At 35.7% G+C, this 22,680-nt stretch carries 20 protein-coding genes; 5 read left to right on the top strand and 15 right to left on the bottom strand.

Annotation, left to right across the window (positions count from 1 at the left end):
* Positions 1-160: 160 nt before the first annotated feature.
* The 9 genes from IHV09_RS20065 to IHV09_RS22700 all read right to left on the bottom strand — a co-directional run bounded on the left by IHV09_RS20065 (position 161) and on the right by IHV09_RS22700 (position 10,394).
* Entirely contained in the window at positions 161-676 is a 516-nt protein-coding gene (locus IHV09_RS20065; RefSeq protein WP_197265336.1) for a hypothetical protein, read from the bottom strand.
* Between the two features lie 279 nt (positions 677-955).
* A complete protein-coding gene (locus IHV09_RS20060) occupies positions 956-1,336 on the bottom strand; it encodes a DUF2538 family protein (RefSeq protein WP_197265335.1) in 381 nt (126 codons plus the stop codon).
* A gap of 641 nt (positions 1,337-1,977) precedes the next feature.
* On the bottom strand, positions 1,978-3,087 hold the full coding sequence (locus IHV09_RS20055) for a site-specific integrase (protein WP_197265334.1): 1,110 nt from the start codon (positions 3,085-3,087) through the stop codon (positions 1,978-1,980).
* A gap of 889 nt (positions 3,088-3,976) precedes the next feature.
* On the bottom strand, positions 3,977-5,494 hold the full coding sequence (locus tag IHV09_RS20050) for an ATP-binding protein (protein ID WP_197265333.1): 1,518 nt from the start codon (positions 5,492-5,494) through the stop codon (positions 3,977-3,979).
* A gap of 4 nt (positions 5,495-5,498) precedes the next feature.
* Positions 5,499-7,502, bottom strand: a complete 2,004-nt coding sequence (gene dndD, locus IHV09_RS20045) for a DNA sulfur modification protein DndD (RefSeq protein WP_197265332.1) — start codon at positions 7,500-7,502, stop codon at positions 5,499-5,501.
* Positions 7,477-7,740: a hypothetical protein gene (locus IHV09_RS20040; RefSeq protein WP_197265331.1), complete on the bottom strand. Its 264-nt coding sequence runs from the start codon at positions 7,738-7,740 to the stop codon at positions 7,477-7,479. The genes dndD and IHV09_RS20040 overlap by 26 nt, the downstream gene beginning before the upstream one ends.
* 385 nt (positions 7,741-8,125) lie before the next feature.
* Positions 8,126-8,584, bottom strand: coding sequence for a YndM family protein (locus tag IHV09_RS20035; protein WP_197265330.1), 459 nt, complete (start codon positions 8,582-8,584; stop codon positions 8,126-8,128).
* Between the two features lie 89 nt (positions 8,585-8,673).
* The gene (locus IHV09_RS20030) at positions 8,674-10,272 is read right to left on the bottom strand and encodes a sodium:solute symporter family protein (protein WP_197265329.1); all 1,599 of its coding nucleotides are present in this window, start codon (positions 10,270-10,272) and stop codon (positions 8,674-8,676) included.
* Positions 10,269-10,394 carry a symporter small accessory protein gene (locus IHV09_RS22700; RefSeq protein WP_255520115.1) on the bottom strand — a complete coding sequence of 42 codons (126 nt, stop codon included), beginning with the start codon at positions 10,392-10,394 and terminating at the stop codon, positions 10,269-10,271. The genes IHV09_RS20030 and IHV09_RS22700 overlap by 4 nt, the downstream gene beginning before the upstream one ends.
* A gap of 263 nt (positions 10,395-10,657) precedes the next feature.
* On the opposite strand from IHV09_RS22700, the gene IHV09_RS20025 reads away from it, so the two are divergent.
* Positions 10,658-11,431, top strand: coding sequence for a hypothetical protein (locus IHV09_RS20025; protein WP_197265328.1), 774 nt, complete (start codon positions 10,658-10,660; stop codon positions 11,429-11,431).
* A 34-nt stretch (positions 11,432-11,465) separates the two neighbouring features.
* On the opposite strand, the gene IHV09_RS20020 is transcribed toward IHV09_RS20025, so the two are convergent.
* Complete coding sequence (locus tag IHV09_RS20020; RefSeq protein ID WP_197265327.1) at positions 11,466-11,915, bottom strand: hypothetical protein; 450 nt, start codon at positions 11,913-11,915, stop codon at positions 11,466-11,468.
* Between the two features lie 135 nt (positions 11,916-12,050).
* On the opposite strand from IHV09_RS20020, the gene IHV09_RS20015 reads away from it, so the two are divergent.
* Together IHV09_RS20015 and IHV09_RS20010 are read left to right on the top strand one after the other, a co-directional pair.
* Positions 12,051-13,358: an alkaline phosphatase family protein gene (locus IHV09_RS20015; protein ID WP_197265326.1), complete on the top strand. Its 1,308-nt coding sequence runs from the start codon at positions 12,051-12,053 to the stop codon at positions 13,356-13,358.
* 37 nt (positions 13,359-13,395) lie between these two features.
* Complete coding sequence (locus IHV09_RS20010) at positions 13,396-14,667, top strand: MFS transporter (protein ID WP_197131935.1); 1,272 nt, start codon at positions 13,396-13,398, stop codon at positions 14,665-14,667.
* A gap of 49 nt (positions 14,668-14,716) precedes the next feature.
* On the opposite strand, the gene IHV09_RS20005 is transcribed toward IHV09_RS20010, so the two are convergent.
* The gene (locus IHV09_RS20005; RefSeq protein ID WP_197189650.1) at positions 14,717-15,907 is read right to left on the bottom strand and encodes a M14 family zinc carboxypeptidase; all 1,191 of its coding nucleotides are present in this window, start codon (positions 15,905-15,907) and stop codon (positions 14,717-14,719) included.
* A gap of 262 nt (positions 15,908-16,169) precedes the next feature.
* On the opposite strand from IHV09_RS20005, the gene IHV09_RS20000 reads away from it, so the two are divergent.
* Together IHV09_RS20000 and IHV09_RS19995 are read left to right on the top strand one after the other, a co-directional pair.
* The gene (locus IHV09_RS20000) at positions 16,170-17,066 is read left to right on the top strand and encodes a formate/nitrite transporter family protein (RefSeq protein WP_197131941.1); all 897 of its coding nucleotides are present in this window, start codon (positions 16,170-16,172) and stop codon (positions 17,064-17,066) included.
* A gap of 101 nt (positions 17,067-17,167) precedes the next feature.
* Positions 17,168-18,082, top strand: coding sequence for a DMT family transporter (locus tag IHV09_RS19995; RefSeq protein WP_197265325.1), 915 nt, complete (start codon positions 17,168-17,170; stop codon positions 18,080-18,082).
* A gap of 36 nt (positions 18,083-18,118) precedes the next feature.
* Here IHV09_RS19995 and IHV09_RS19990 read toward each other — a convergent pair whose 3' ends face one another.
* The 4 genes from IHV09_RS19990 to IHV09_RS19975 all read right to left on the bottom strand — a co-directional run bounded on the left by IHV09_RS19990 (position 18,119) and on the right by IHV09_RS19975 (position 22,461).
* Complete coding sequence (locus tag IHV09_RS19990) at positions 18,119-18,841, bottom strand: amino acid ABC transporter ATP-binding protein (protein WP_197265340.1); 723 nt, start codon at positions 18,839-18,841, stop codon at positions 18,119-18,121.
* A 24-nt stretch (positions 18,842-18,865) separates the two neighbouring features.
* Complete coding sequence (locus tag IHV09_RS19985) at positions 18,866-19,525, bottom strand: amino acid ABC transporter permease (protein WP_197131947.1); 660 nt, start codon at positions 19,523-19,525, stop codon at positions 18,866-18,868.
* A 104-nt stretch (positions 19,526-19,629) separates the two neighbouring features.
* Positions 19,630-20,415: a transporter substrate-binding domain-containing protein gene (locus IHV09_RS19980; RefSeq protein WP_197131949.1), complete on the bottom strand. Its 786-nt coding sequence runs from the start codon at positions 20,413-20,415 to the stop codon at positions 19,630-19,632.
* Positions 20,416-20,637: 222 nt separating this feature from the next.
* Positions 20,638-22,461 (bottom strand): PAS domain-containing sensor histidine kinase, encoded by a 1,824-nt coding sequence (locus IHV09_RS19975; protein ID WP_197265324.1) that lies wholly within the window; start codon positions 22,459-22,461, stop codon positions 20,638-20,640.
* Positions 22,462-22,680 lie beyond the last annotated feature (219 nt).

Here is a 22,680-nt window from a genome sequence, read left to right as displayed (position 1 = left end):
GTCGAGAGGGGTTCTTTTTTGTAAGGCACTTTGTTGCTAATAAATGAAAAAAAGATATTTAATTTTGAAGTCTAATTGGAGAGCAGTGGGGAAATTGGTTACACATTATAGAAACCATTGAAAAGAAATAATAGCTGAAGTCATAAAAAAAGTGGCGTTCCTATTGTATATATTTTTTTAATCCTTCATTGGTTAACCATTGATTTAAAACATCTTTCCATACGACTTTTATACAGTCTTCACTACAACTAAATTCACTCTTTAAATTCTCTCCCATACCAGCACCTACAAAAAATCGATACCCCATATTCAATTTATAGTACCCTTTGTCCATCTTGCTGGATACTTTTTTACCGCAGCAAGCACAGTCAAATCCCCAATTTCTTTTCAAGTCTCTTCTAAATTCTTTCCATTCATAGACAGGTTTACCTCTATGTTGAAAGATTCCGTCAGTCTCGAAATCAAAACCATAATATCTCAATTTTTCTCTTTGTTGTTCTTCATTTGTGAAATCCTTAGCCCCTTCACCTTCATAAAAAAACACTAGCTTTTCTACGATTTCTTTTGCTTGGTCATAGGGAACAGGCACACCATTTTGGTCTGACAAAATCAATCCTTCCTCATCTCCGATTTTTACCTTATCTACAAAAAACAAATCCTTAATGATTTTTCTCATATTATCCACTCCTGTGATTAATTCACAAAAAAATACCCACCCACTGAACATCGGATGGTTTCCAAGATGACGATGATACTCTACTTTTCTATTCTATCACCGGTTGTTTTTTACATGCAAGAATCCCTATTGAATATATGTTTTATTACTATAGATAGATATTTATCAAATGATTGTTAAACAAATCCACGTTAAAACCAATCCCGTTTGATTCTTTTAAAAGTATCTAAAAGCCCGAAAGGGTATTAATAAATCCTTTCGGGCTTTTTTGTAATTTTATTATACTGTTTCATACCTAAAGTTTACGGTACGAATCTTCATAGCCTGAAATAGAACACGAACCATCTTTTCATCTATCACAGAACTCAATATTTCATCAAGATTTGCCGAATAGCCATTATAAAGAGATAATCCTAATTCGCACATTCTTCGTGTAGCACCAGTAAGTTGAGCTGCCGTAAATTCATGCTTTTCTTCTACATCATTCCATGATGTGAGTGCAAACAATGGTGAACTGCTATCTAGTTTACTCAAATCAATTGCATTAAATATTTCTGGAACTGCAGCTATATAAATACTAGCTTCATATTGAACTCCTTCATCATATTTGCTCATAAGTAATTCATAATTCTCATAATGACTCTTATTAGTAAAATACATTGTTGTTTCCCCCTTGATATTTTTCATTTAGCGTGTAAATAAACGATAACAAAATTAAAGACGAAAAACTTAAAATTCAATATTTTTTTTGGAAAGTATGAAACTACTTAAAAAGGAATTGGTCTACAAAGATAAGGAGGTTTTTCAAACACAAAGGTGTTAAGGGAGTGGCTATTAATATAGTTATAATGAAAATAATTATGGGATATGTGATTCTTGCTGTGAAAGAAGCACCAGAGAAAATGAGTCAATATATGAGATTACTGAAGATAAATCTGGGATAGTCTTGAAAAAAAGAAGAAAAAGATGAATGGACGGAATGGGAATACAGGTTGGAACATGATGCGGGAAGTTAGTTTTTATATTTATATCGACGAACCAATAACCCAACAAAATATTGTGAATCTCTTATGTAAAAAGTCTAACCTTTGTAGTGGAGGTCAGGCTCTTTACATTTTACGGCTACTTTTTTAAGTATTTAACAACTTCTGCTTTGATTACATCTGTGAGTACATAATATCTAACAATGTCCTGCCTGCTATGATTCAAATCTACACTAAAAAAAAGCCATTGAATTTTTTCATAATCTTTAATTACTCTAGAAGAACGATTTTCTTTACCTGACTTATTTATAATGTGCTTTACAAAATTTCATAACGTTTTTTCAAACGTTTTTGTTGCAGGATTTTTTGCTCAATAGCAGCATCCAATCCACCAGGTGTTGCAGCAATTTTTGCATAATGAGTAACCCTGGAATGACCAAAACCACCACGAAGGCTATGAGATGTGAAATTTTTTTCTTTAGTTCCGACATTAATACGTTTAGCCATTCGCACTAATAAACGGTTCAACTTTTCCACCACTTTCTCTTCACTCATATAAGACCCTGAACTATCTTTAATTCTAAAGAGTTTTCCATCAACAGCATCCCTTACCAATTTATGTACGAAGTTTTTATCGTCAGGGTCCCAATGATTGACCCATACTTTATTATCCAGACCACCTTTTGCATCGTTAAACTCTACAATCCCAGCATTCACATGAACTTCATCAACTTTTAACTTAATTACTTCTGAGCGACGACCTCCAGCTAAAAATTGTAACCTAGCAATGTTTGCAAATTCAAGGTACTTGCCACCTTTATAATTATAAAGTTCATTAATTACCAACTTGCATTCTTCCTCATTTGCTTTGTATCGATGTGAATTTTTCGAACTTCGTTCAATTTTCTCATATTTCAAATAAGCCAACATATCATCATGGTCCACAATTTTAGCACCTTTAGAAAGAATCCCGGTCCCAATTCCTACTGATTGAACAAAATTTACCGCATAAACTATACCATGAATTGTATTTGCGCTTTGCCCCGCTTCAATCCGGTCTCTAATAATTGCTTTTATATGCTGATGCTTAATCTTTTCTATATCCGAAATACCAAACTTATAGTAAATTTCTTTTCTAACACGCTGAAAATCAGCATAATAACTTTCTTTGCCGCCTTTACTTAAACTTTTGGTACTTATAAACTCTTTATCACCTCGTTTAATAGCTTCTTTTTCAGCTTTTTTTAGTTTCGCTTTTTCTTTGTTTGAAAGCTTCATTTTATTCGCTAACACAAACATTCTTTCTATTTTCCTTGTTCCCGCCCTGAAACTGTTACTATCTATTTTAATTTTTTTATAGGCAACGTTTTCATTTAATCTATTAATTCTTTCATAGTAATTCTTGCTTTTGCGTTTTCTTTTAGCCATAAGAATTCACCTCTAAAACCAAAAAACAGTTTTGTCTGATGATTGATAAAGACTTCGAAGGTCGCTGTCGCTGCTTCTCATCCATATCAATCATCATCCAATTTTTTTTGCAATGTAGCTCCCAAAAACATTGTCGCTACATGCAAAAAATAAGAACAATTCACCTGCCAGGCAGGTTCTCCTACACTTTTTTAAGAAAAAATGTAGGAGAACCGCCTGGAATTCCAGCGTATATCTTAGGGTTTGTTCATTTACCCAATACGCTGTAGCAAAATCACGCTTTTGCATCAAAGTTATAAAATAGCTCATTTGAGCAACATGTCAACTTCTCCGAAGTTGTATATTGAATACAATAAACGTACCTACCAAGTGCCCCTGGTTGCTGCGCTTGCTTCCTCGTATTCAAAGTGAATACTTACGAAGACACGGTTTCATTATTACCGCTACAACCCTAAGGGAGCAGTCTCTAATTAAGTACCTTGAACTTATTTTCTTTTAAACAAATTTTTTAAGTTTCTCGATTATTCATGATAAACTTTAAATTTCTAGTTTCATTATTTGTTTAGGTTAATGTTATGATATTATTTCTCTCCTTTTTTATTATTATTGAGTTTAATGTCCGTTACTTTTTGTAAATCAAAATACAAAAAGTCCATAGTAAACTATTACCGTGTATTTATAATACATATAGATGATAAACCTTATTTCTATTTTTTGTTAAACAAAATACATTTTTTTGAGAATAGAACACCTATGGAAATTTGTCGTTTGATATAACAAGTTACATAGATTTTAAATCATTAAAACAAAGTTAAGAAATGACTCATTACAAAATCACTCTTTTTAAAAAAACTCTGGGTACAAATTTACCCAGAGTTACCATTGTTATTTAATATCTTTTCCAAAATGGAATTCCATGAAATTTTGTAACAGCTTTATCTTCATCCCTAAGCTTTCTAGTGTAAACTAGCCCAGTTTCTATAGTCGATAATTCAATAGATAATTTGCTAGCTAAATCCTTAGGTACGGCTAGTGATTTTTCAATTCCTTGTTTTGAGTTATCAGATTTCATAAGAAAAATCCAATTTAACATTGAGCTATAATCAAATTGTTTCTGAACTAAATCATCAAAACCCTGGGTTAATAATAATACCGCCACCCCTTTAGAGCGGAGTTCTCTTAACATTCTTTCAAGAATTCTATTGTTTGCATCTAAATAGTTATGTGCTTCGTCGATAACTACGAGAGTTCTCACTTCCCTCATACCAGTTTTGTCGTCAATTTTACTGTCGGGTAATCGAATAGATTCAGTATAAATTTTATTTAATATCAAAAATGTAACTAATTCTTTTATTCTCATGTGTGAGTCAATATTATGTAAATCAAATATAATGCTTTTATTAGCTAGATTTCTTAAAAGATTGGGACTTTGTTTACTAGGGAAAATATTAGGTATTGATAGTTTATGAAACAATTCAACTAATACATCTTTATTCTTACCTTGGTCTTCATAGATTTCAATCATTAATTCGTAAATTGTATTTAAGTCTGGTTCATCATTTTGTTCATAGGCTGCTTTAAATATATCAAATAATTCTAAGCTTTGCTTAGGGCCTAGCCTCTTTTGAATTGATGAGAATATCTCTTTCATTTCTTCTATCTTTTGGTCATTAACATTTTCAAGGTAAAAAGGGTTATAAGGAATTCCATCACTAGCTACATCAATAACTTCAGCATTTATTAACTTTGTAAAATTATCGTTTGCAGCAACGTCTCCCTTTGCATAATCAAAGTAAATAATATTAATATTTTGTGATTTCTCAACCATTTGACTTATTATTTCTAATGCAAATTGCGTTTTTCCTGCTCCGGTTTTCCCTGTTATCGCCATATGTTGTCCTGTATGGTCTTTATCATTCCAAGTTACTGAAATCTTTTCATTTTCGAATTCACCTAATTCTAGTACAATACTGTGAATAGGTCCTGCTGATATATTAGAAAATAAATTCCCATCTATTTTTGATACTTTTTTAGGAATTTTACTATTTTCAAACTGTTCTAATATTAGTTTGTTTTCATCCCCCTCATCTTCTTGTTCCAAAAGTAATGCACCATAATCGATTAAAAGTTTATAATATCGACCTTTATTTTCAAGCTTTTGGATTTTAAATTTTTGTCTGATTACCGCATCAAAAACATTATTTTCAAAGGAATCAATTCGAATTTCACTACCTTTTGAATCACTTTTAAACTCCTCAAAAAATTTGTCATTTGAAGATATTAACCCTTTAGCAAAAGCTATTTTATAAATTGAAGCCTTTTCACATTTTGATTGGACTCTAATATACAAATTGTTTAGATATTCAGTGGCGCCTTCACTTAAGTTTATACGTCTGCTCCCAGCCATAATATTAGACCTCCAATGTATTGAAATATCCCTCTTTAATTAATGACTTTTCGCCTTCATCAGTAATTAAATACTCTTTAGCAATATTTTTTTGAATCATGCTTTTCCATTCATCAGCTACTTCTTCATCTGTTGAGAGTATAATAACTTGTTGACTTGCATGAGGGAAGTAATGCGTTAGAAGATTCGTCCGATGTATTTTGTCTAATCTTCCTAATGGAGTGTCAATAACAATCGGTAAAGGTTTCTGAGACGCCTTAGCAAGAGCCCAAACTAAAGCGATAGAAAATATCTCCTTTTCACCTGCAGAAAGTCTCCTCTTAGGAAGAATTTCCCCAGACATATTTTCAAAAGTAACGTTAAATGTATATGGATTAATTTCAAATTTTTTAACTAAGTAATCTTTACGAGTTAGTTTATTAAACATTTCCGTCAATAAATTTTCTACTTCTCTAGCTTTCTCAATAGTTAACATACTGATAAAGCTATCTAATGTCTTTCTTACTTTTCCAGATTCATCAATTTTCTTTTGAATATCCATTGAGACTTTAACCTGGTCTAAGAGTTCAGTACGTTGATTTTGTTGATTTTTCTTCCTAACGTTTAACTCATCTAATGTACTTTGATATAAACGAATTTTATTTTCAATATTCTTTTGATTTTGTTCTAAGGCTTCCAATTGACTTTCTTTTTGTAAAACTAAATCATTAGTCGGCAATGTTTTTAATAACTGGTGTTTTTCATTTATTTTATTTATTATTTCTTGATATAGCTCTAGTGTTTTCTCCAAATTAGAATTACCATTTGATAAATATGTGATTGTACTTTGAATTTCCGCTTTTAACCTCGACAAATCTGTATTAGATAAATCATGTAATATCTTAACATCATCAATAATTATAGGTTTTTGTATAGTTGCCCAAACTAATTGAATCTCAGCTGCAATAGTTTCTTTTTGAAATGGTGTTAATTTTGGAGTGATTTTATTTGAATTCAGGGTATTCAGTATGGAATAAAAGTTTTCATGGCTTTGCCTTGAAAGTAGCTTCGCCTTATTGAATTCACTTTCTTTTTGTATTTGTTCGAGTGTTTCTTCTAGTAGAGGAAACAAGAGTACATATGAAAACTCATTATCAAGATATGAAATAACTTGGTCCCTTATTTCTTCTCTTTCTTGCTTTAACTTTTCAAGTTCTTCTTGTATGTCTGACCGTTTATTTAATGACCTAATACCTTGTTCTCGTAACCATTTTTTAATTTCTATTATTTCCATATTCAACTTTCCGTTTTTTAACTGTGAATTATCAAGTTCTTTTTCTATTTCCTGTATATTCTCTTTTGTTACTTCAATTTCAGCTTCTATTTTTATAATATCTGACTTCTTAACATCAGCTTGGCTTCTTTTTTGATTCTGCTCAAAAGCATATAGGTCATCCACAAGTTGTTGATAAACATTGATATTTAATATATCTCTTATTGATGATGCTAAGGAGTCGTCTGAATCGTTGTCTTCTGCAATTGTTTGAATTTTTTCACCATCAAAGAAGAAAAACTGAGAAACACCGAATGGAATAATACTTTGAATAAATTGTGTTTTCTCGATTTCATCTTCAAATTGTTTCATTTCATTATCATTCTGCTTGATTGATAACTGTTCAATACAATCACTTTCTCTTATTCTCCACTCTCTCCTTATAACAAGATTATCTTCAACGTTGTTACTCTCTAAAAAAGTTACTTCTATTGAAAATTTTCTGTTACCCTTTCTATAGCTCTCAACATTAATCGATTCTCTTATAAACTGTTCAAATGATTCTCCTGAAGTCAATTTTGCTTGTTCCCCATAAAGCGCTAGAAGAATTCCTTCTAAGAAAGAAGTTTTTCCCGAACCATTTAAAGCTCCGATGAGAATAATGTTTTTTTCGTCATTACCGGCAATTGATAAATCGATTTCAACTTGCCCTTGATACAGCCTAAAGTCATTAAATACCACTTTCTTTAATAACATTTACTTCCTCCTCCTCTCTTGCCATGATTGCGGCTTGAATTATTGTTTCAATTTGTTGTTGTAAACCACGTCTTTTCCTTTTACCTATCATTGATTTTTCCAGATTTATCAAACGGTTTATCGTTTCAACATTGACTTGAAAGTTAACACAAACGGTTTCTAATAGTTCCTTTTCTTGATTACTACCTACACTAATATCCCAATTTAGACTTCCATCTTTAATTAAAGATTGCTCCATTGAATATATTCCCCCTTAGAACACACTAGTAGAAACCCAAAAAATACAAATAATTGTAATTTTTAGTTCAAATATATTATAAACAATTTTTTCCTATTTAGATATATCTTTGTTGTAGGCATCATTCTTTTTATAAATCTCTTTATTTTTATTTAATACGCAATCACAAACTAATCACAAACTTCAAAAAATCTTGAATAACTAGAAGGAAAAATAAAAATTATAAAAATAAAAAAAACGCACTGCCAAAAGGTCAGCGGTTCGATCCCGCTAGTCTCCACCATATAAATTCAAACGAATCACTAATCCCTTGAGAGAGCTCAAGGGTTTTTCTATTCAGAACAAAAAAGTATCATGCTCTTACGCCATGATACTTTTTTGGAGACTATTCTTGTTTATTATTTTTATTTCTTGGATCTTGTTCTTCAGCAAATTCTGTTGCATAACGAAAGCCTGGTCTAAACCTTCTTTGTTGCCTCCCGTTTCTCTCTTTATTCTTTGAAGGCATGTGCTTTAATAAGTATGAATGAACAAAAACTTCTGTAACGGTGATAATACCCGCTGCGATTACACTTCCCCACGCAATCTGCATGTACCCATTTAACAGAATCGAACCGAAAATCCAAACCACCATATACGCTAGAATAAACTCTGCCATCAACGTGTTGTTCTTTCCTATTCTAGGCAGAAGAATACGGTCCGCTACAATATATGTGATTGCAGTTGTTGTAACCGCAAAAGAAACGATATCACTGATCGAAGCGTCAAAGAACAGATCGAGTCCGATCCAAAATGCGATCAGGCACACAAGAAATTTCATAATAATGACTTTTACTTGATCCATAATAAAAAACCTCCTTAATCTGTTCCTAGTTTGCAACAAATAGTGGAGGTTCATACTTCTTGAACTGAATTGTGTTTGCCTCGAATATTTTATTCAGATACCGCTGGGATCATCGGTTCTTTTTCTTTTTTCTGAGTAAAGCTTGTTTTTTTATCGAACAAGCTAACAATTATGAACACGGCTGAAGATAAAGGTAAAGCATAGAATAAAGGATCGATGTGCGTCCATGGATAAGGAAATATCGCTGCTTTTCCAAACCATGCTTGTGATAACCCGATAGCAGCAGATTCTTTAAGGTGCATGAATAAGAAACCAATGATACTTACTGTAAACCCAACGATCATACTTGCTGTAGCTGCGGTCTTCGTAGCTCTTTTCCAATAAAGTGCTCCTATCAGAGCTGGCATGAATCCGGCTGCACATATACCAAACCAAAAAGCCGTGGCTTGAGCGATGATTCCAGCTGGTAAAAGATAAGCTAATATGACTGCAGCGATTACTCCAATAAGCACACCGATTCTAGAAGGATTGAGCTTAGATCCAAATAAGGATTGAACACCAAGAGTTTTTAAAATATCTTGACCAAAAGCTGTTGCTTGAACATGAATGAGTGAACTAACTGTAGAAATTGTGGCAGATAATAAAGTGAGTGTAAACAGATAGATAAACCATTCAGGCATGATTTGGTTGATGAAGATAGGTATGATAAGATCGACGTTTCCTTTTGCGGCTGTTAAAGCGATCTCACCTGTTTTTTCGTAAAAATAAAGATTGCTTAACGGGCCGATCACGAATGCTGCACCTGTCATAAAAAAGATAAAAACACCTCCGACTAATACAGAACGATAAAGTGCTCGATCATCTTTTACAGTCATGCATCTCATCGCAAGTTGAGGCTGTGCTAGAACTCCAATTCCTACTCCCATGATAATGGTACTTACAATGGTCCACCAAAGAGGTGATCCGAATTCAGGCATACTTGTCCAGCCTTGATGTCCTTGCTCAGCGAGAGCTTGAGGCACTAGATTCTTCATTGCGGTTAATCCATTATGCCCCTCCATAATGCCACCTACTGCTTGGTAGGTGACGAATAAGAAGATAGCCATCCCGATCAACATGACAACCGCACCAAACGCATCGGTATACATGACCGCCTTAATTCCACCTGTTACTACATAGATCCCAATGATTGCAGCTAGCAGAATAAGAGCGAGATTAAAGTTCATCGAAAGAGATTCTTGAAGAAATCTTCCTCCTCCGATCAAAACGATGCTTGTATAGGCTGGCATTAAAATAAAGATCATAGCTCCTGAAAAAACCGTGATAAATTTTGAATCATATCTTTTTCCTAGCAGTGTAGGAAACGTTGTAGCGTTTAGATCTAGTGACAACTTTCTAATTTTCGTTCCAAAAATGGCAAAAGCGACAAATATACCTAGTACGATGTTAAGAAACGCTAGCCATAACAAGCTAAATCCATGAGCCGCTGAGACGCCACCAAAACCGACAATGGCCGACGTACTGATAAAAGTAGCTCCGTAAGACAATGCCATGATCGCTGGGTGAATGTTTCGACCGCCTACTAAATAATCTGACTCTGTTACCGTCTTTTTATATCCATAATAAGCCAGCCAAGACATGATACCCATATAGACGATAAGAATCGGAATGAGGACTGCAAAATTCATTTTGAGTCATTACCTCCTCTGTTCCACATGATTCCCCCAAAGACAACACACCCTAATGCCGAAACAACAGTAGCCACCCATACAAATGCGATAAGTCCATCTTCCATTCCAAGCATAAACATAATCCCCTCCAATGAAAAAATGTGAACACCAAATATAATGAATGCGCTTACATAAAATATGTAAAAAAAAAACTCGCCTATTGCCTCCTCACACCGACGTATTATATGACTTCTTTTTATCCACAGAATCCCCTTTAAGGTTCACGTTTTTTTATAGGAAAATGCACTTTGTAATATTTATGAAATATTTCTGTAATATTAGTGAAACCATTTCAGGACTTCTCTCGTCTAATAAATAACAAGACAATGAGGAGGACATAACATTGAAATTCAAAAAACGTACGGTCATCTTTACAGCAACAGCATTACTAACAATCGGGGTATTAAATGATAGCGATTTTGAGAGCAAAGTAAAAGCAACAGAACAAAATACTCCTCTTAAACATGAGGCAGTTACTTCTGAACGATCAAATGAAGTTCTTACACTTAAACAAAATAATGTCGAAGAAAATGAAAAACTGGTAGCAGCTTCGAAAACGAACGTTCCTGTTCAATCTCAAAATGAAAAGACAGTTCAAAATCCAGTTGAAAAAGAAAAAGTAGAACAGCCAAAGATTTCCGAAATGCCGAAAAAAAATAAAACTCAAACAACAAAACCTGAACCAAAGCCTGCTGTTCAGCCACAAACAAAAAATGTGGAGGAAAAACCTATACAAGAAGAGCAAACACAAACAAAAATGCCAGAGACTAAAATCATCGACGGCTACACATACGTGAGCTTAATGGATGACACACATGAGAACTTAAAACATCTCGTAGCCATCGCAAAGAAACATGATGCTACTCTTTATGCGATTGAATACAGCGACAGTTTTTTGATGTTTGATAATTCTACCGATCGATTGATTATGGGTTTTAGTACAGGAATTAATACCGTTTCGATCGAAAATGTAGACGTTCTATACGATATGCATCCTACGATTAAGGAACAGATTCAAGAAGTCATTAGAACGGGCGAACCCATTCAAGTCAAGCAGGATGAAAATAACGGCTACTACATTTCAATAATGGATGGAAAGATTACAGTAAAGTTTTAAAGTCATAGAAAAAAAGCCCTGTTACGGGCTTTTTTTATTTCTTCTTTATCTCTTTTAAAGCGACTACTTTAAGCGCCATCAGCTCATTATCTGTTACTTTTTCGAGCAGCTTCTCATATACAGCTTGCTTTTCGTTTTCATTCAAACCTTTACTTACCTTCTCTCTAATGGAAGCTAGTTCTTGAATGGTGTATCTCTCAGAGATGAATTGAACAGCATCATTCTTTGTAGTAAATGGCAACTTCTGCTTTGGAGGCTTCCCTGTTTCTATGTACTTTCTAATTTCTGGGTCTTCTAGAAGTTTCGTGATCTCATCTTCATTCGACTTTAATTCTTTTGTGATTTCTACCATTGCTTTTTCAGAAGCGTAATCCATCGTGAAGACGTACAGAATTACACCAGATGTGATAAAAAACATTAATACAACACTTAACCACCATTTGATCACTTCATCACCCGCTATATAATGAGATAATTCATTCATAACACAACTTACAAAGTTTGGAAAGGAAATGGTATGATTTTTTTAAATTCATACATAGACTTTACACGCGTTATATTCCCTTATGCTATCATTTAATTTAGAATGGTTAATCTTAGCAATATTTGGAGGAGTGTTATGTCCCGTCTAACCAATCATTTAGTTGTCATCTCTTTTGACTGTCTTTCTTCCCTTGATTTTCCTATCTTAGATCAGCTTCCGCATTTTAAGGAATTATTGGATCGAGGCTCCCATTGCAAAAAAGTAGAGACAATCTATCCTTCTGTAACGTATCCCTGTCATACCTCGATTGTTACAGGAAGGTATCCAAAAAACCACGGAATCGTAAACAATACGTTAACACAGCCAGGTAAAGCTTCGCCTGATTGGTATTGGCACAGAAAACATATTAAAGGAACTACTTTATATGATGAAGCTAAAAAAGCAGGTATGACTACCGGTGCTCTCCTTTGGCCAGTGACTGCAAGAGCGAACATCGATTACAACATGCCCGAAATTTTTGCGAACCGTAAGTGGCACCACCAGATTCCTGTTTCTCTCTTAAACGGAAGTAAAAGATATCAACTTGATATGAACCGTCGATTCGGACATCTGCGTAGTGGTTTGAACCAGCCTGAGCTTGATGATTTTGTTTTAGAGTCCACGATACATACGATTAAAAATAAAAAACCTGAGCTATTGCTTGTTCATTTTGTGGATCTTGATTCACAGAGGCACTATCATGGCTTTTCTTCTGATGAAGCAATGGATGCGATAAAAAGGCATGACAACAGACTTGGCAAAATTATCGAATCCTTACAGGAAGCTGGTATATATGAAGAAACGACGATCGCCGTATTAGGAGATCATAGCGCTCTTGATGAGAGCAAAGCTATTAAACTGAATATACTATTAAAAGAAAATGGATTAATAGATACTGATTCAAAAGGGCCTATACAAAATTGGAAAGCCTATTGCAAAAGTTGTGATGGATCAGCATATATTTACCTGAAGGATTCATCTGATCTACAAACAAAGGAGGTAGTGAAAAAACTGCTGGACCACTTATTGATTGATGAAAGAAATGGTATTGAAAAGATCTACAGTCAAGAACAAGCGGCTGCAACCGGTGCTGATGATCAATGTGCGTTTATGGTAGAAGCTAGACGAGGTTTTTATTTTAACGAAGAACATCAAGGCTCTTTTCTAAACAACATTACAGATCAAGATGTGAGGGAAAAACGGTTCACGCATGCTTGTCATGGTTATTCTCCTGAAAAAGAAGACTACACTACTATCCTGTTATTAGCAGGTAAAGGGATACAAAGAAATGTTGTTGTTCCTTCCATGCATTTAATTGATGAAGGGCCGACGTTTGCTAAACTATTAGGTCTAGATTTAGGAAAAACGGATGGTAAAGTCGTACAAGAATTTTTAAACATCTAGTTTTTAACTGAATTCTAGTATAGAGAGGACAAAACCTATGAAACGGTTTACGAAAGAAGAGAATAGCTGGATGTATTATGATTGGGCAAACTCAGCGTATTCAATTATTATCTCAACAGCTGTATTTCCTTTGTTCTTTAAAGCAGCTGCCACAAATGCAGGAGTCAGCTCGTCGGATTCAACCGCTTATTTGGGTTATACGATCGCGATTGCTACGTTCATATTAGCGATGCTTAGCCCCGTACTAGGAACAATTGCTGATTATAAAGGATTAAAGAAGCGATTCTTCACTTTCTTTTTCGCACTTGGACTTATTTCTACCGCATCATTAGCTTTTATTCCAAGTGATCAATGGCTCTTATTATTAATTTTTTATACATTAACTGCAATCGGCTCTAGCGGATCTAATGTCTTTTATGATGCTTTTATAACCGATGTAACAACAGAAGAAAGAATGAACAGAGTGTCATCAAGAGGATTTGGATTAGGATACATCGGGAGCACAATTCCTTTTTTGATCAGTATCGCAATTATCGTGTTGGCACAAAATGAAGTTCTGCCGATCTCAACTACTCTAGCTAGCAAGATTGCGTTTTTGATCACTGCGATATGGTGGGGGATATTTACGATTCCTATGCTGAAGAACGTTTATCAGAAGTACGGTATCGAACGAGAGCCGAAACCTTTGATCAACAGCTTTAAACGTTTAGGTAAAACAATGAAAGAAATAAGAAAGTATCGGGCTCTATTTTTATTTCTGCTCGCCTATTTCTTTTATATCGATGGCGTCGGGACCATCATAACGATGTCCACCGCTTATGGTTCAGATCTTGGAATCAGTTCTACTAACCTTTTAATCATCCTTTTTGTAACACAGGTGGTCGCTGCCCCTTTTGCCATTCTATACGGAAGGTTAGCAGAAAGATTTACAGGTAAGAAGATGCTTTACGTTGGAATAGTGGTCTACATTATCGTTTGTATTTATGCTTATTTCTTAAAAACAACAATGGATTTCTGGATTTTAGCGATGCTAGTTGCTACGTCTCAAGGTGGAATTCAAGCGCTAAGCCGTGCTTATTTTGCTAAATTGGTTCCGAAAGAAAACTCGAACGAATTCTTTGGCTTTTATAATATTTTCGGCAAGTTCGCCTCCATTATGGGGCCGTTGTTAATCGCCGTAACCGCTCAAGTTACCGGTAATTCTGCTAGTGCCGTGTTCAGTCTTGTCGTTCTTTTTATCATCGGCATTACGATTCTTATGTTTGTTCCAGAACCGAAAGTGGATTCATCTCACACGATCAGCGCATAGAAAAAACTGCTCTCTAGCAAATTCTAGAGAGCAGTTTTTTCTTTATGTTTTATTTAACGATCCATTTTGGTCCAAGTATGGTTTGGATGCGATAAAAGTTTCCATACGCTGCATTCGCTTTATACGTTCCTGGATACAGACTGGCTGCAGCCATTTTGTGGTTTACATGAGGACGGTCATGCAAAGGAACTTTTTGAGTAAGAGTGATGGTTTTGGTCACTGGTGTTATACGTTTCTCCCAACGCTTATCCCCTTCTACTGCCATATAAAGTCCTGCTTTTTTGTTCCTTGTCCATTCTTCATTAATAATCGTGATTGGCGGATTCGTCTCTCCTGCATATGGAGCTAGTTCAAACGTAAAACCAGGACGTTTGAAGGTTTGAATGAACCAGTCTTTGTATCCACCACCACTTGATAACTGTGTATCAGGAGGGATTAGTCGATACCCTGTCATGTTGGCAAGAGTTGTACCGAGGGTTTTGTCCCCTTCAAAGGTGTTGGTTCCATAATTGAAATGGTAGTATAGTATTCTTCCAGCTGTGTGGTAGGAGTTCGTAATTTCCGGGTCTACTAGATAAGTGAGAGCCGACACCGCTTTTGCTTCCTTCGTTACAAGGGGAGCGCTACCTTTGTAATCTTTATAAGAAGGAGCTTTTGCATTATTTGATATCTGTTCCCAACGCGCAGGATATTGTCTGTTCAGATCAACCCCTTGGGCATTCGACTTCCATCTTTTAAAATCTTTGCTTCCACCATTCATCTTAATGAGATTGGCATGAGCTGATGTAGGAAAAGCGGACAATCCTTTTTGCTGAAGTACGACACCATCTGGGTTCGTCATCGGTACGAACCAGATCGACGTATTGTTTAATACGTTTGCAACATTATAGCCGTCCATCGTACCGTTGGAGACATAGCGTTCACTATATTGATCGATCATTTCCATCACGATATTTGTTGTCATCCACTCTCTTGCATGATGTGATGCATTGTATAAAACCGTCGCATCACCTCTCCCTAGCTTAACAGCCCAGATGTCTCTGCCATAAGGCGTTTTTCCAATGGATCGATATTGGACTAACCCCGGGTATTTTTGGGCAAGTGTCTTGATGTTACTCGTCATCGTTTCATATGTATACGTTTGATTTGGATTTACATAGCTTGCTGCTTCTCCCTTGTAACTCCAAAATGATAAGCTCCCAAGTAATATCCCCATAAACAACACTAGACCTTTTTTCAATCTGTTCTCTCCTTTCAATACACTCTAAAATTATTTGAATATATTAATAGTATAGATAAGGATTAGCACGGCTTCGCATGAGGATAGTCACCTTTAATATTTCAATTTGTTTACCATAATTAAGTCGATTTTCATATAAATTTGGTATTTAAAAGTAAATAATAAGATTTGTTGTATAAATTTCATCATATGTGGTTTTGCTTACTTCGAATTATGGGAAGAGTAGTAGGACGAGGATGACATAATAAGAGGGAATGCAAAAATGAAAGAGAATCAGGACAACAAAAATAACAAAAAAGCTGATATTCCAGATCGGCAATACTTTTTTCCAGTACAGATTATTGAGTATTTTATTGAAGAAGGCAAAGCTTCTTTACAGATTACAAACTTAGCTCAATTCATTTTATCTTTTATGGCAGGAGCATTTATCGCATTTGGTGCACTAGGTTCTGTTTTGTTATCTATGGGAGTAGACACAACTGGTACCTATAACCTGTTATCAGGTGTTGGATTCGCGATCGGCTATACTATGATTTTTCTATCAGGATCTATTCTTTTTACGGAAATTAATGTGTTACTTCCAAGCTATATTCTACAAAGCAAGTATTGGATCAGTAAAAAGGTTCTGCGATTTTGGGGGATCTGTTATATTGGTAACTTTTTAGGAGCATTATTTGTTGGGTTCCTTCTAAATATGTCAGGTTCATTAGACAAAGAGTTTTATGAAACCCTACTAAAGTTCATGGAAAAAAAGATGGAGTTCACTGAACGAGGAACATGGGGTTGGTTTCAAGTATTATTCTCTGGTATTCTTGCCAACTGGCTGATCGGTATTGCAGCCGTTCTCGCAACAGCTGCACGTGATGTAATGGGTAAAATTTTTGGAATTCTTTTACCTGTAATTATCTTTGAAGCAGGAAATTTTCAACATGCCGTGGCCAACATGGGGTATTTCAGCATTACCGTTTTAGAAGGCTTTGAATACAGTTGGTATGAATTTATACTTCTTAATTTAATTCCTGCTACGATTGGTAACTTGATCGGCGGAGGTATATTAGTATCATTGTTACTTTCTTTTGCTTTTAAAGAAGACATTGATGATAATATCGTGAAAGAGGAAGAAGAGGAAGTAGAAAAGATAAAGCATAAGATGGAATAATAAAAGAAACTCCGAAACACCTTTATTGTGATATACAGTAAAGGTGTTTTTTGTTAGAGTTTCAGTAGGATTAAGATTATTTTTTTAGGGGATGAACCAATTTGCCTTATCAAACGAAACTTGCTTTTCTATATGTAGCGATAGGCGCATCTCTTTGGGGCATCATCGGCTTTTTCGTTAAAGAACTTTCGCTTGCCGGTTTTACTTCGTTACAGATTGTCTTTTTACGAGCTATCAGTGCTTTTCTACTATTCCTTGCATGGATTGTTATAAAAAATCCTGCTCTACTCAAAATCAAGTTAAAGGATACTTGGTATTTCTTAGGTACCGGGATATTAAGTGTTTCCTTCTTTAATTGGTGTTATTTTACGACGATACAAACGTCATCACTCGCCATTGCAGCTATTCTTTTGTATACGGCTCCAGCTTTTGTGCTTGTAATCTCTAGTATCGTATTTAAAGAAAAATTAACTCATCAGAAGCTGCTAGCCCTTACCGCTACTTTCATTGGATGTACACTCGTATCAGGTCTGTTCTCCGCTCAATTGGAACTATCGATTACTAGTCTTCTGATTGGTCTAGGAGCCGGCTTTGGCTATTCGCTCTACAGTATTTTTGGAAAGTTAGCGAGTCGAAAATATGAAACGCTCACTATCAGCATCTACACTTTTTTCTTTGCGATGCTTGCTCTATTTCCGATCAGCGATATGACTTCTACTAATATCCAAGTATTTCGCCCATCCGTTTTAATGAACGTTATCGGACTCGGCCTTTTTCCAACCGTATTTGCCTACTGGTTCTATACACAAGGCTTAAAACAGATGGATGCTAGTAAAGCAGCTATTGTATCTACTATTGAACCGGTTGTAGCTACCTTAATGGGAATGATGCTATACAAAGAATCCATATCCATTGTTCAGAGTATCGGTATTATATTTGTACTGGGTGCTGTTCTTCTGATACAAGAACGAAAAGGAAAAAATATTCAAACTCCCACCATTCAAAACAGACATTAAAAGGCGCAGCATAAACGCTGCACCTTTTTTGTTTCATTATAGAATAGAGCTTAAAAAGTCTTTCGTTCGCTCTTCTTTCGGGGCATCAAAAATCTCTTCTGGCTTTCCTTTTTCCCAGATTTGTCCATCGTGCATGTATACGACCTCGTCTGCAACTTCTTTTGCAAAGCCCATCTCATGAGTTACAACGACCATCGTCATCCCTTCTTGCGCTAGCTCTTTCATTGTGGCGAGCACTTCTCCTACAAGTTCTGGATCGAGTGCTGATGTCGGTTCATCAAAAAGCATGATATCTGGTTTCATCGCAAGCGCTCTTGCAATAGCAACACGCTGCTTCTGTCCACCCGATAACTTCGCTGGATAGACATCTGCTTTATCAGAAAGACCAACTTTCCCTAGTAAAGCTTTTGCATCCTGTTCTGCTTCTGATTTATTTTGATTTTTCACATTTAGAGGAGCTTCCATCACATTTTCCAATACGGTTTTGTGAGGAAACAAGTTAAAGTGCTGAAAAACCATCCCTACTTTTTGACGTACTTCGTTTAAGTTATGTGTTTTCGGATCGATTTCTTCCTCTTCGATGACGATCTTACCACCATTTTTAATCTCTAGAAAATTAATGCATCGAAGCAGCGTGCTTTTTCCAGAACCACTTGCACCAATTAAGACGACCACTTCGCTCTCTTGTACGTTAAGATTCACTTCTTTTAATACTTCTAAATCTCCAAAACTCTTCTTTAAGTTTTCAATGCGTATCATTTCTTTTTTCAACTCAGACACCTCCTATTCCCCAGCTGATAGTTTCTTTTCTAACAGATTAACAAGTAATGTGAAAAGTAGAACGAGTATTAGATAGTATAGACCAACAATAATCAGGTAGGTCATCTCATCAAATGTCCTCGATCCCTGTGTCGTTGCTATACTGAACAACTCGTTAAGGGCAATAAAGGATGCTAGTGATGAATCCTTCAGACCGATAATAAACTGGTTGCCTAGAGGAGGTAGTGCTCGTTTAAAAGCTTGCGGCAGGATGATTCTTCTCATTGCCAATCCATAAGTCATCCCTAAAGAGCGTCCTGCTTCCATTTGTCCCTTATCAACCGATTGAATAGAACCTCTGAAGATCTCTGCAATATAAGCTCCATTATGCATAGCAAGACCAAATGCCGCAGACCAAAAAGCAGAAATACCTAACTCTGCTAGACCAAAGTAAAAGATGAAAATCTGTACGATCAAAGGTGTACCACGAATGAGTGCAATATAAATATTCGCGATCCAATTCAGGACTTTAATTCCAGAGATTTTAAATAATGCAAAAACAAGTCCAATCCCCGTACCGATTAAAATAGATACAAAGGTAAGTTGTAGAGTGATCAAAAGTCCCTTCATGAAGAGCGGATAACTTTCTACTAATACGTCTAAAATGTGTGCGAGATCAAACATGCCATTGTCCTCCCCTTTTTATTCTCTTTGTTAATGGTGTGTGATCGAATGTATGGATAAAAGAAAGCCACCCTGCACGTAACCTCATGAGGGCGGCTCCACCATTATTCAGGCTTCTTCGTGATATCAGCACCGACGTATTCTTCACTAAGCTTCGCGAGCTCACCGTTATCCTTCATTTTCTTTAATGCTTTATTAACCGCTTTTAGCAATTCTTTATCTTCTTTTTTAATAGCAATCGCTTGTTCACTCGTACCAAGCTGCTCTTGTTCGACGATTTTAAATCCTTTTTCGATCGCTTGTTTACCAGTGATAGCATCAGTAATAACCGCATCATGTTTTCCTTCGCTCAAAGCACGCAATGCTGTAGCATCACTGTCATAGTTTTTAATTTGATCTGTAAATTCTTGTGCAGATTTTTCATAGGTAGAGCCTTTTGAAACAGCAACTTCTTTTCCTTTTAAATCTTCTTTTGTTTTAATATCACTGTCTGGTCTTGTAAAGATTACCGGACCTGAGTAATAATAAGGCTCGCTAAAATTCACTGCTTTCTTGCGGTCTTCAGTGATTGTATGGCTTGCCACTGCTGCGTCAAAACGATCTGCCTTAATAGCGGAAACAGCGCCGTGGAATTTAAACTTCTCTGGAACAGGCTTTAGACCAAGTTCTTTAGCAATCGCCTCACCGACTGCAACATCAAAGCCTGTTAGTTCCCCTCCCTTATCAACCGAGCTGAAAGGCGGAAACTCTCCTGATACGATAAAGTTAAATTCACCTTCGTTCTTTAATTCTGGACCCCCGTCACTTGATTCACTACTGCCACATGCAGCTAGTACAAACATTGAAAAAACGACAGCTAACATCCCAATCTTCTTTTTGAAATCTTTCATTCTTATCCTCCTTGAATATCCCATTTTGTAGATTCCCCTACTAGACAAGGGTAGCATGAATTGGAAATGTTCTCAATTTTACGTGAATTCCCACCTATCAAAAAGATCAGATTTTTCATGCATCTTGTATATGGTTACCCTTTACAAAAAACTCGTAAACACTTATTTAGCAAGCAAAAAAATGCGCATTTCAGATATACTGAAATGCGCATTATCAAATCTTTATGGCAAAAGTTTAGTCGGCAGCAATATTGTAACCGTGGTTCCAATATCTAACATACTTTCAAATGTAATATTTCCATGATGATTTTCAATGATCTTCAAAGATACCATTAGTCCCAACCCTATGCCTTTTTCTTTATTGGAATAGAAAGGTTCTCCAAGTCTTGCAAGTCGCTCTTCGCCGATTCCCACTCCTTGGTCAGTAACTTTAATAAAGACATAGCCTTCATCATGTGCTCCTGTTTCTACAAAGATGGTGCCGCCGCCATTCATAGATTCGATCGCATTCTTAATCACATTAATGATTACTTGTTTAATTTGATTTCCTTCACAAAGAATCTGAGGAACGTTCATTAAGTGCGTCTCGAATTGAACGTTATTAAGGTTCGCCTCTGAATCCAACAGCGTTATCGTCTGTTTAATAAAATCATTTACGTTTCTCTGCTGAAAAAAAGTTTCCTGGTGCGGTTTAGCTAATACTAAAAATTCAGTAATGATCGATTCAATCCGATCCATCTCAGACAAGATGATTTCACTATGAAGATCTTCCATGTCTGCTTTCATAAGTTGGACGAATCCTTTGATACTTGTTAGCGGATTACGAATCTCATGAGCGATTCCTGCCGCAAGCTCACCAACGACCGTGAGTTTATCTGATTTTCTGAGCAATTCTTCTTTTTCTTTTAAATCTGTAATATCTTCTGAAATACCTGCTATGCGATAGATCTCTTCATCGTCATTGGTGATCGGAAATGCTCTTGTTCTGATCCAACGGACTCTGTTATTTTTCCCATGTATCCGGTATTCAATCTGTGATTCACCTTGCGCGATTAATTTGATGAACGTTGAAACAGCTTCTTGATCTTCCGAGTGAACGTCTGTAAAAACAGATTCAATCAGCTCCGTTTCTTCGACATCCCAAATTTGCTTAAAAGCCTTTGATATGTAAAGTAGCTGATGCGTTTTATAATCTTGCATCCAAAAGATGTCTTTTGCATTTTCAGCAAACTGACGGAACCTCTCTTCACTTTCTCGTAGTCCTAGTTCCATCCTCTTGCTTTGGGTGATATCTCTAGAAACACCTACAATTCCTTCCACTTGACCTTGGTCATTATTAATTGGAGATAGGATAGCCTGATAATAGAGACGTTCACCATCACGCACATTACTCCACTCATAAAATTGAGATTTGCCTTGCAAAACAAGACGACATGCCTTTTCTTGACCATCAGCAATCTCAGCGCCAAAAACTTCGCGAACGGTCTTGCCTAAGAAGTAGGATGGCTTAACACCGTGTTTCTCCATCCATCTTCCATAGATGCCAGTATGTACAAAATTTGTATCTAACGTAAAAACAGTGTCTTCCATTGAGTCGACAAGCGAGTTAAAGCGCTGCTGACTGCGATTCAATTTTTTTTCCGTACGTTTTAGCTCCTGGTTATCCGTTAGTGTAATGACAGATAGATCACACACATTATCTTTAAGAGGAATGATAGAAACAGACAACGAAGAAGAATAGCCCGTGTTTTCACAGATTAAATCTATTTCGATCTGATATTCTGCTTTTTTGTTTTTCTCATGTTGAATGTAAGCTTCTTGAAGTGACCATTTCTTTTTGTTTGAATCTGTTATAAAAAATGGCAACTCATATACATATGAGCCTTCTACTTCAGAATCAGACAATCTTAACATGCCATACGCTTTTGTATTGGCGTAAAGAATTGTGCCACATGGTTCTATAACGATAATCCCATTATTAACCGCTTCATAGAACGTATGCATCATTTGTTTTGTATTTTGTAATTCAAACGAAGTCTCTCGCATGTTCTACATCCTTGTTGAATTATTTTTAAAGTATTTACAAGAAATGCCTTTTCTCTATTTTTCTATTAAATACAAAAAAACACAAGAGTTATTTTCCTCTTTTTGGATTCAGATCAAAGATTACCAATTAAGACTTAGATTTGAATAGAACAGGTTCTCTAGTGAATAACAATCCATCAAGTGAACATTTTGAAGAAAACCTTTTGAAGACCTATAATA

The sequence above is a fragment of the Fictibacillus sp. 23RED33 genome, assembly GCF_015903925.1.
Classification (GTDB): Bacteria; Bacillota; Bacilli; order Bacillales; family Fictibacillaceae; genus Fictibacillus; species Fictibacillus phosphorivorans.
The sequence above is the reverse complement of the archived record's forward strand: the minus strand, read 5'-3'. Positions and strand labels throughout refer to the sequence as shown.

What these genes read in the sequence shown, in the direction of transcription:
- IHV09_RS20065 (WP_197265336.1), bottom strand. Translation starts at nt 676, where the DNA reads ATGAGAAAAATCATTAAGGATTTGTTTTTTGTAGATAAGGTAAAAATC.
- IHV09_RS20060 (WP_197265335.1), bottom strand. Translation starts at nt 1,336, where the DNA reads ATGTATTTTACTAATAAGAGTCATTATGAGAATTATGAATTACTTATG.
- IHV09_RS20055 (WP_197265334.1), bottom strand. Translation starts at nt 3,087, where the DNA reads ATGGCTAAAAGAAAACGCAAAAGCAAGAATTACTATGAAAGAATTAAT.
- IHV09_RS20050 (WP_197265333.1), bottom strand. Translation starts at nt 5,494, where the DNA reads ATGGCTGGGAGCAGACGTATAAACTTAAGTGAAGGCGCCACTGAATAT.
- dndD (WP_197265332.1), bottom strand. Translation starts at nt 7,502, where the DNA reads ATGTTATTAAAGAAAGTGGTATTTAATGACTTTAGGCTGTATCAAGGG.
- IHV09_RS20040 (WP_197265331.1), bottom strand. Translation starts at nt 7,740, where the DNA reads ATGGAGCAATCTTTAATTAAAGATGGAAGTCTAAATTGGGATATTAGT.
- IHV09_RS20035 (WP_197265330.1), bottom strand. Translation starts at nt 8,584, where the DNA reads ATGGATCAAGTAAAAGTCATTATTATGAAATTTCTTGTGTGCCTGATC.
- IHV09_RS20030 (WP_197265329.1), bottom strand. Translation starts at nt 10,272, where the DNA reads ATGAATTTTGCAGTCCTCATTCCGATTCTTATCGTCTATATGGGTATC.
- IHV09_RS22700 (WP_255520115.1), bottom strand. Translation starts at nt 10,394, where the DNA reads ATGTTTATGCTTGGAATGGAAGATGGACTTATCGCATTTGTATGGGTG.
- IHV09_RS20020 (WP_197265327.1), bottom strand. Translation starts at nt 11,915, where the DNA reads ATGAATGAATTATCTCATTATATAGCGGGTGATGAAGTGATCAAATGG.
- IHV09_RS20015 (WP_197265326.1), top strand. Translation starts at nt 12,051, where the DNA reads ATGTCCCGTCTAACCAATCATTTAGTTGTCATCTCTTTTGACTGTCTT.
- IHV09_RS20010 (WP_197131935.1), top strand. Translation starts at nt 13,396, where the DNA reads ATGAAACGGTTTACGAAAGAAGAGAATAGCTGGATGTATTATGATTGG.
- IHV09_RS20000 (WP_197131941.1), top strand. Translation starts at nt 16,170, where the DNA reads ATGAAAGAGAATCAGGACAACAAAAATAACAAAAAAGCTGATATTCCA.
- IHV09_RS19990 (WP_197265340.1), bottom strand. Translation starts at nt 18,841, where the DNA reads ATGATACGCATTGAAAACTTAAAGAAGAGTTTTGGAGATTTAGAAGTA.
- IHV09_RS19985 (WP_197131947.1), bottom strand. Translation starts at nt 19,525, where the DNA reads ATGTTTGATCTCGCACACATTTTAGACGTATTAGTAGAAAGTTATCCG.
- IHV09_RS19980 (WP_197131949.1), bottom strand. Translation starts at nt 20,415, where the DNA reads ATGAAAGATTTCAAAAAGAAGATTGGGATGTTAGCTGTCGTTTTTTCA.
- IHV09_RS19975 (WP_197265324.1), bottom strand. Translation starts at nt 22,461, where the DNA reads ATGCGAGAGACTTCGTTTGAATTACAAAATACAAAACAAATGATGCAT.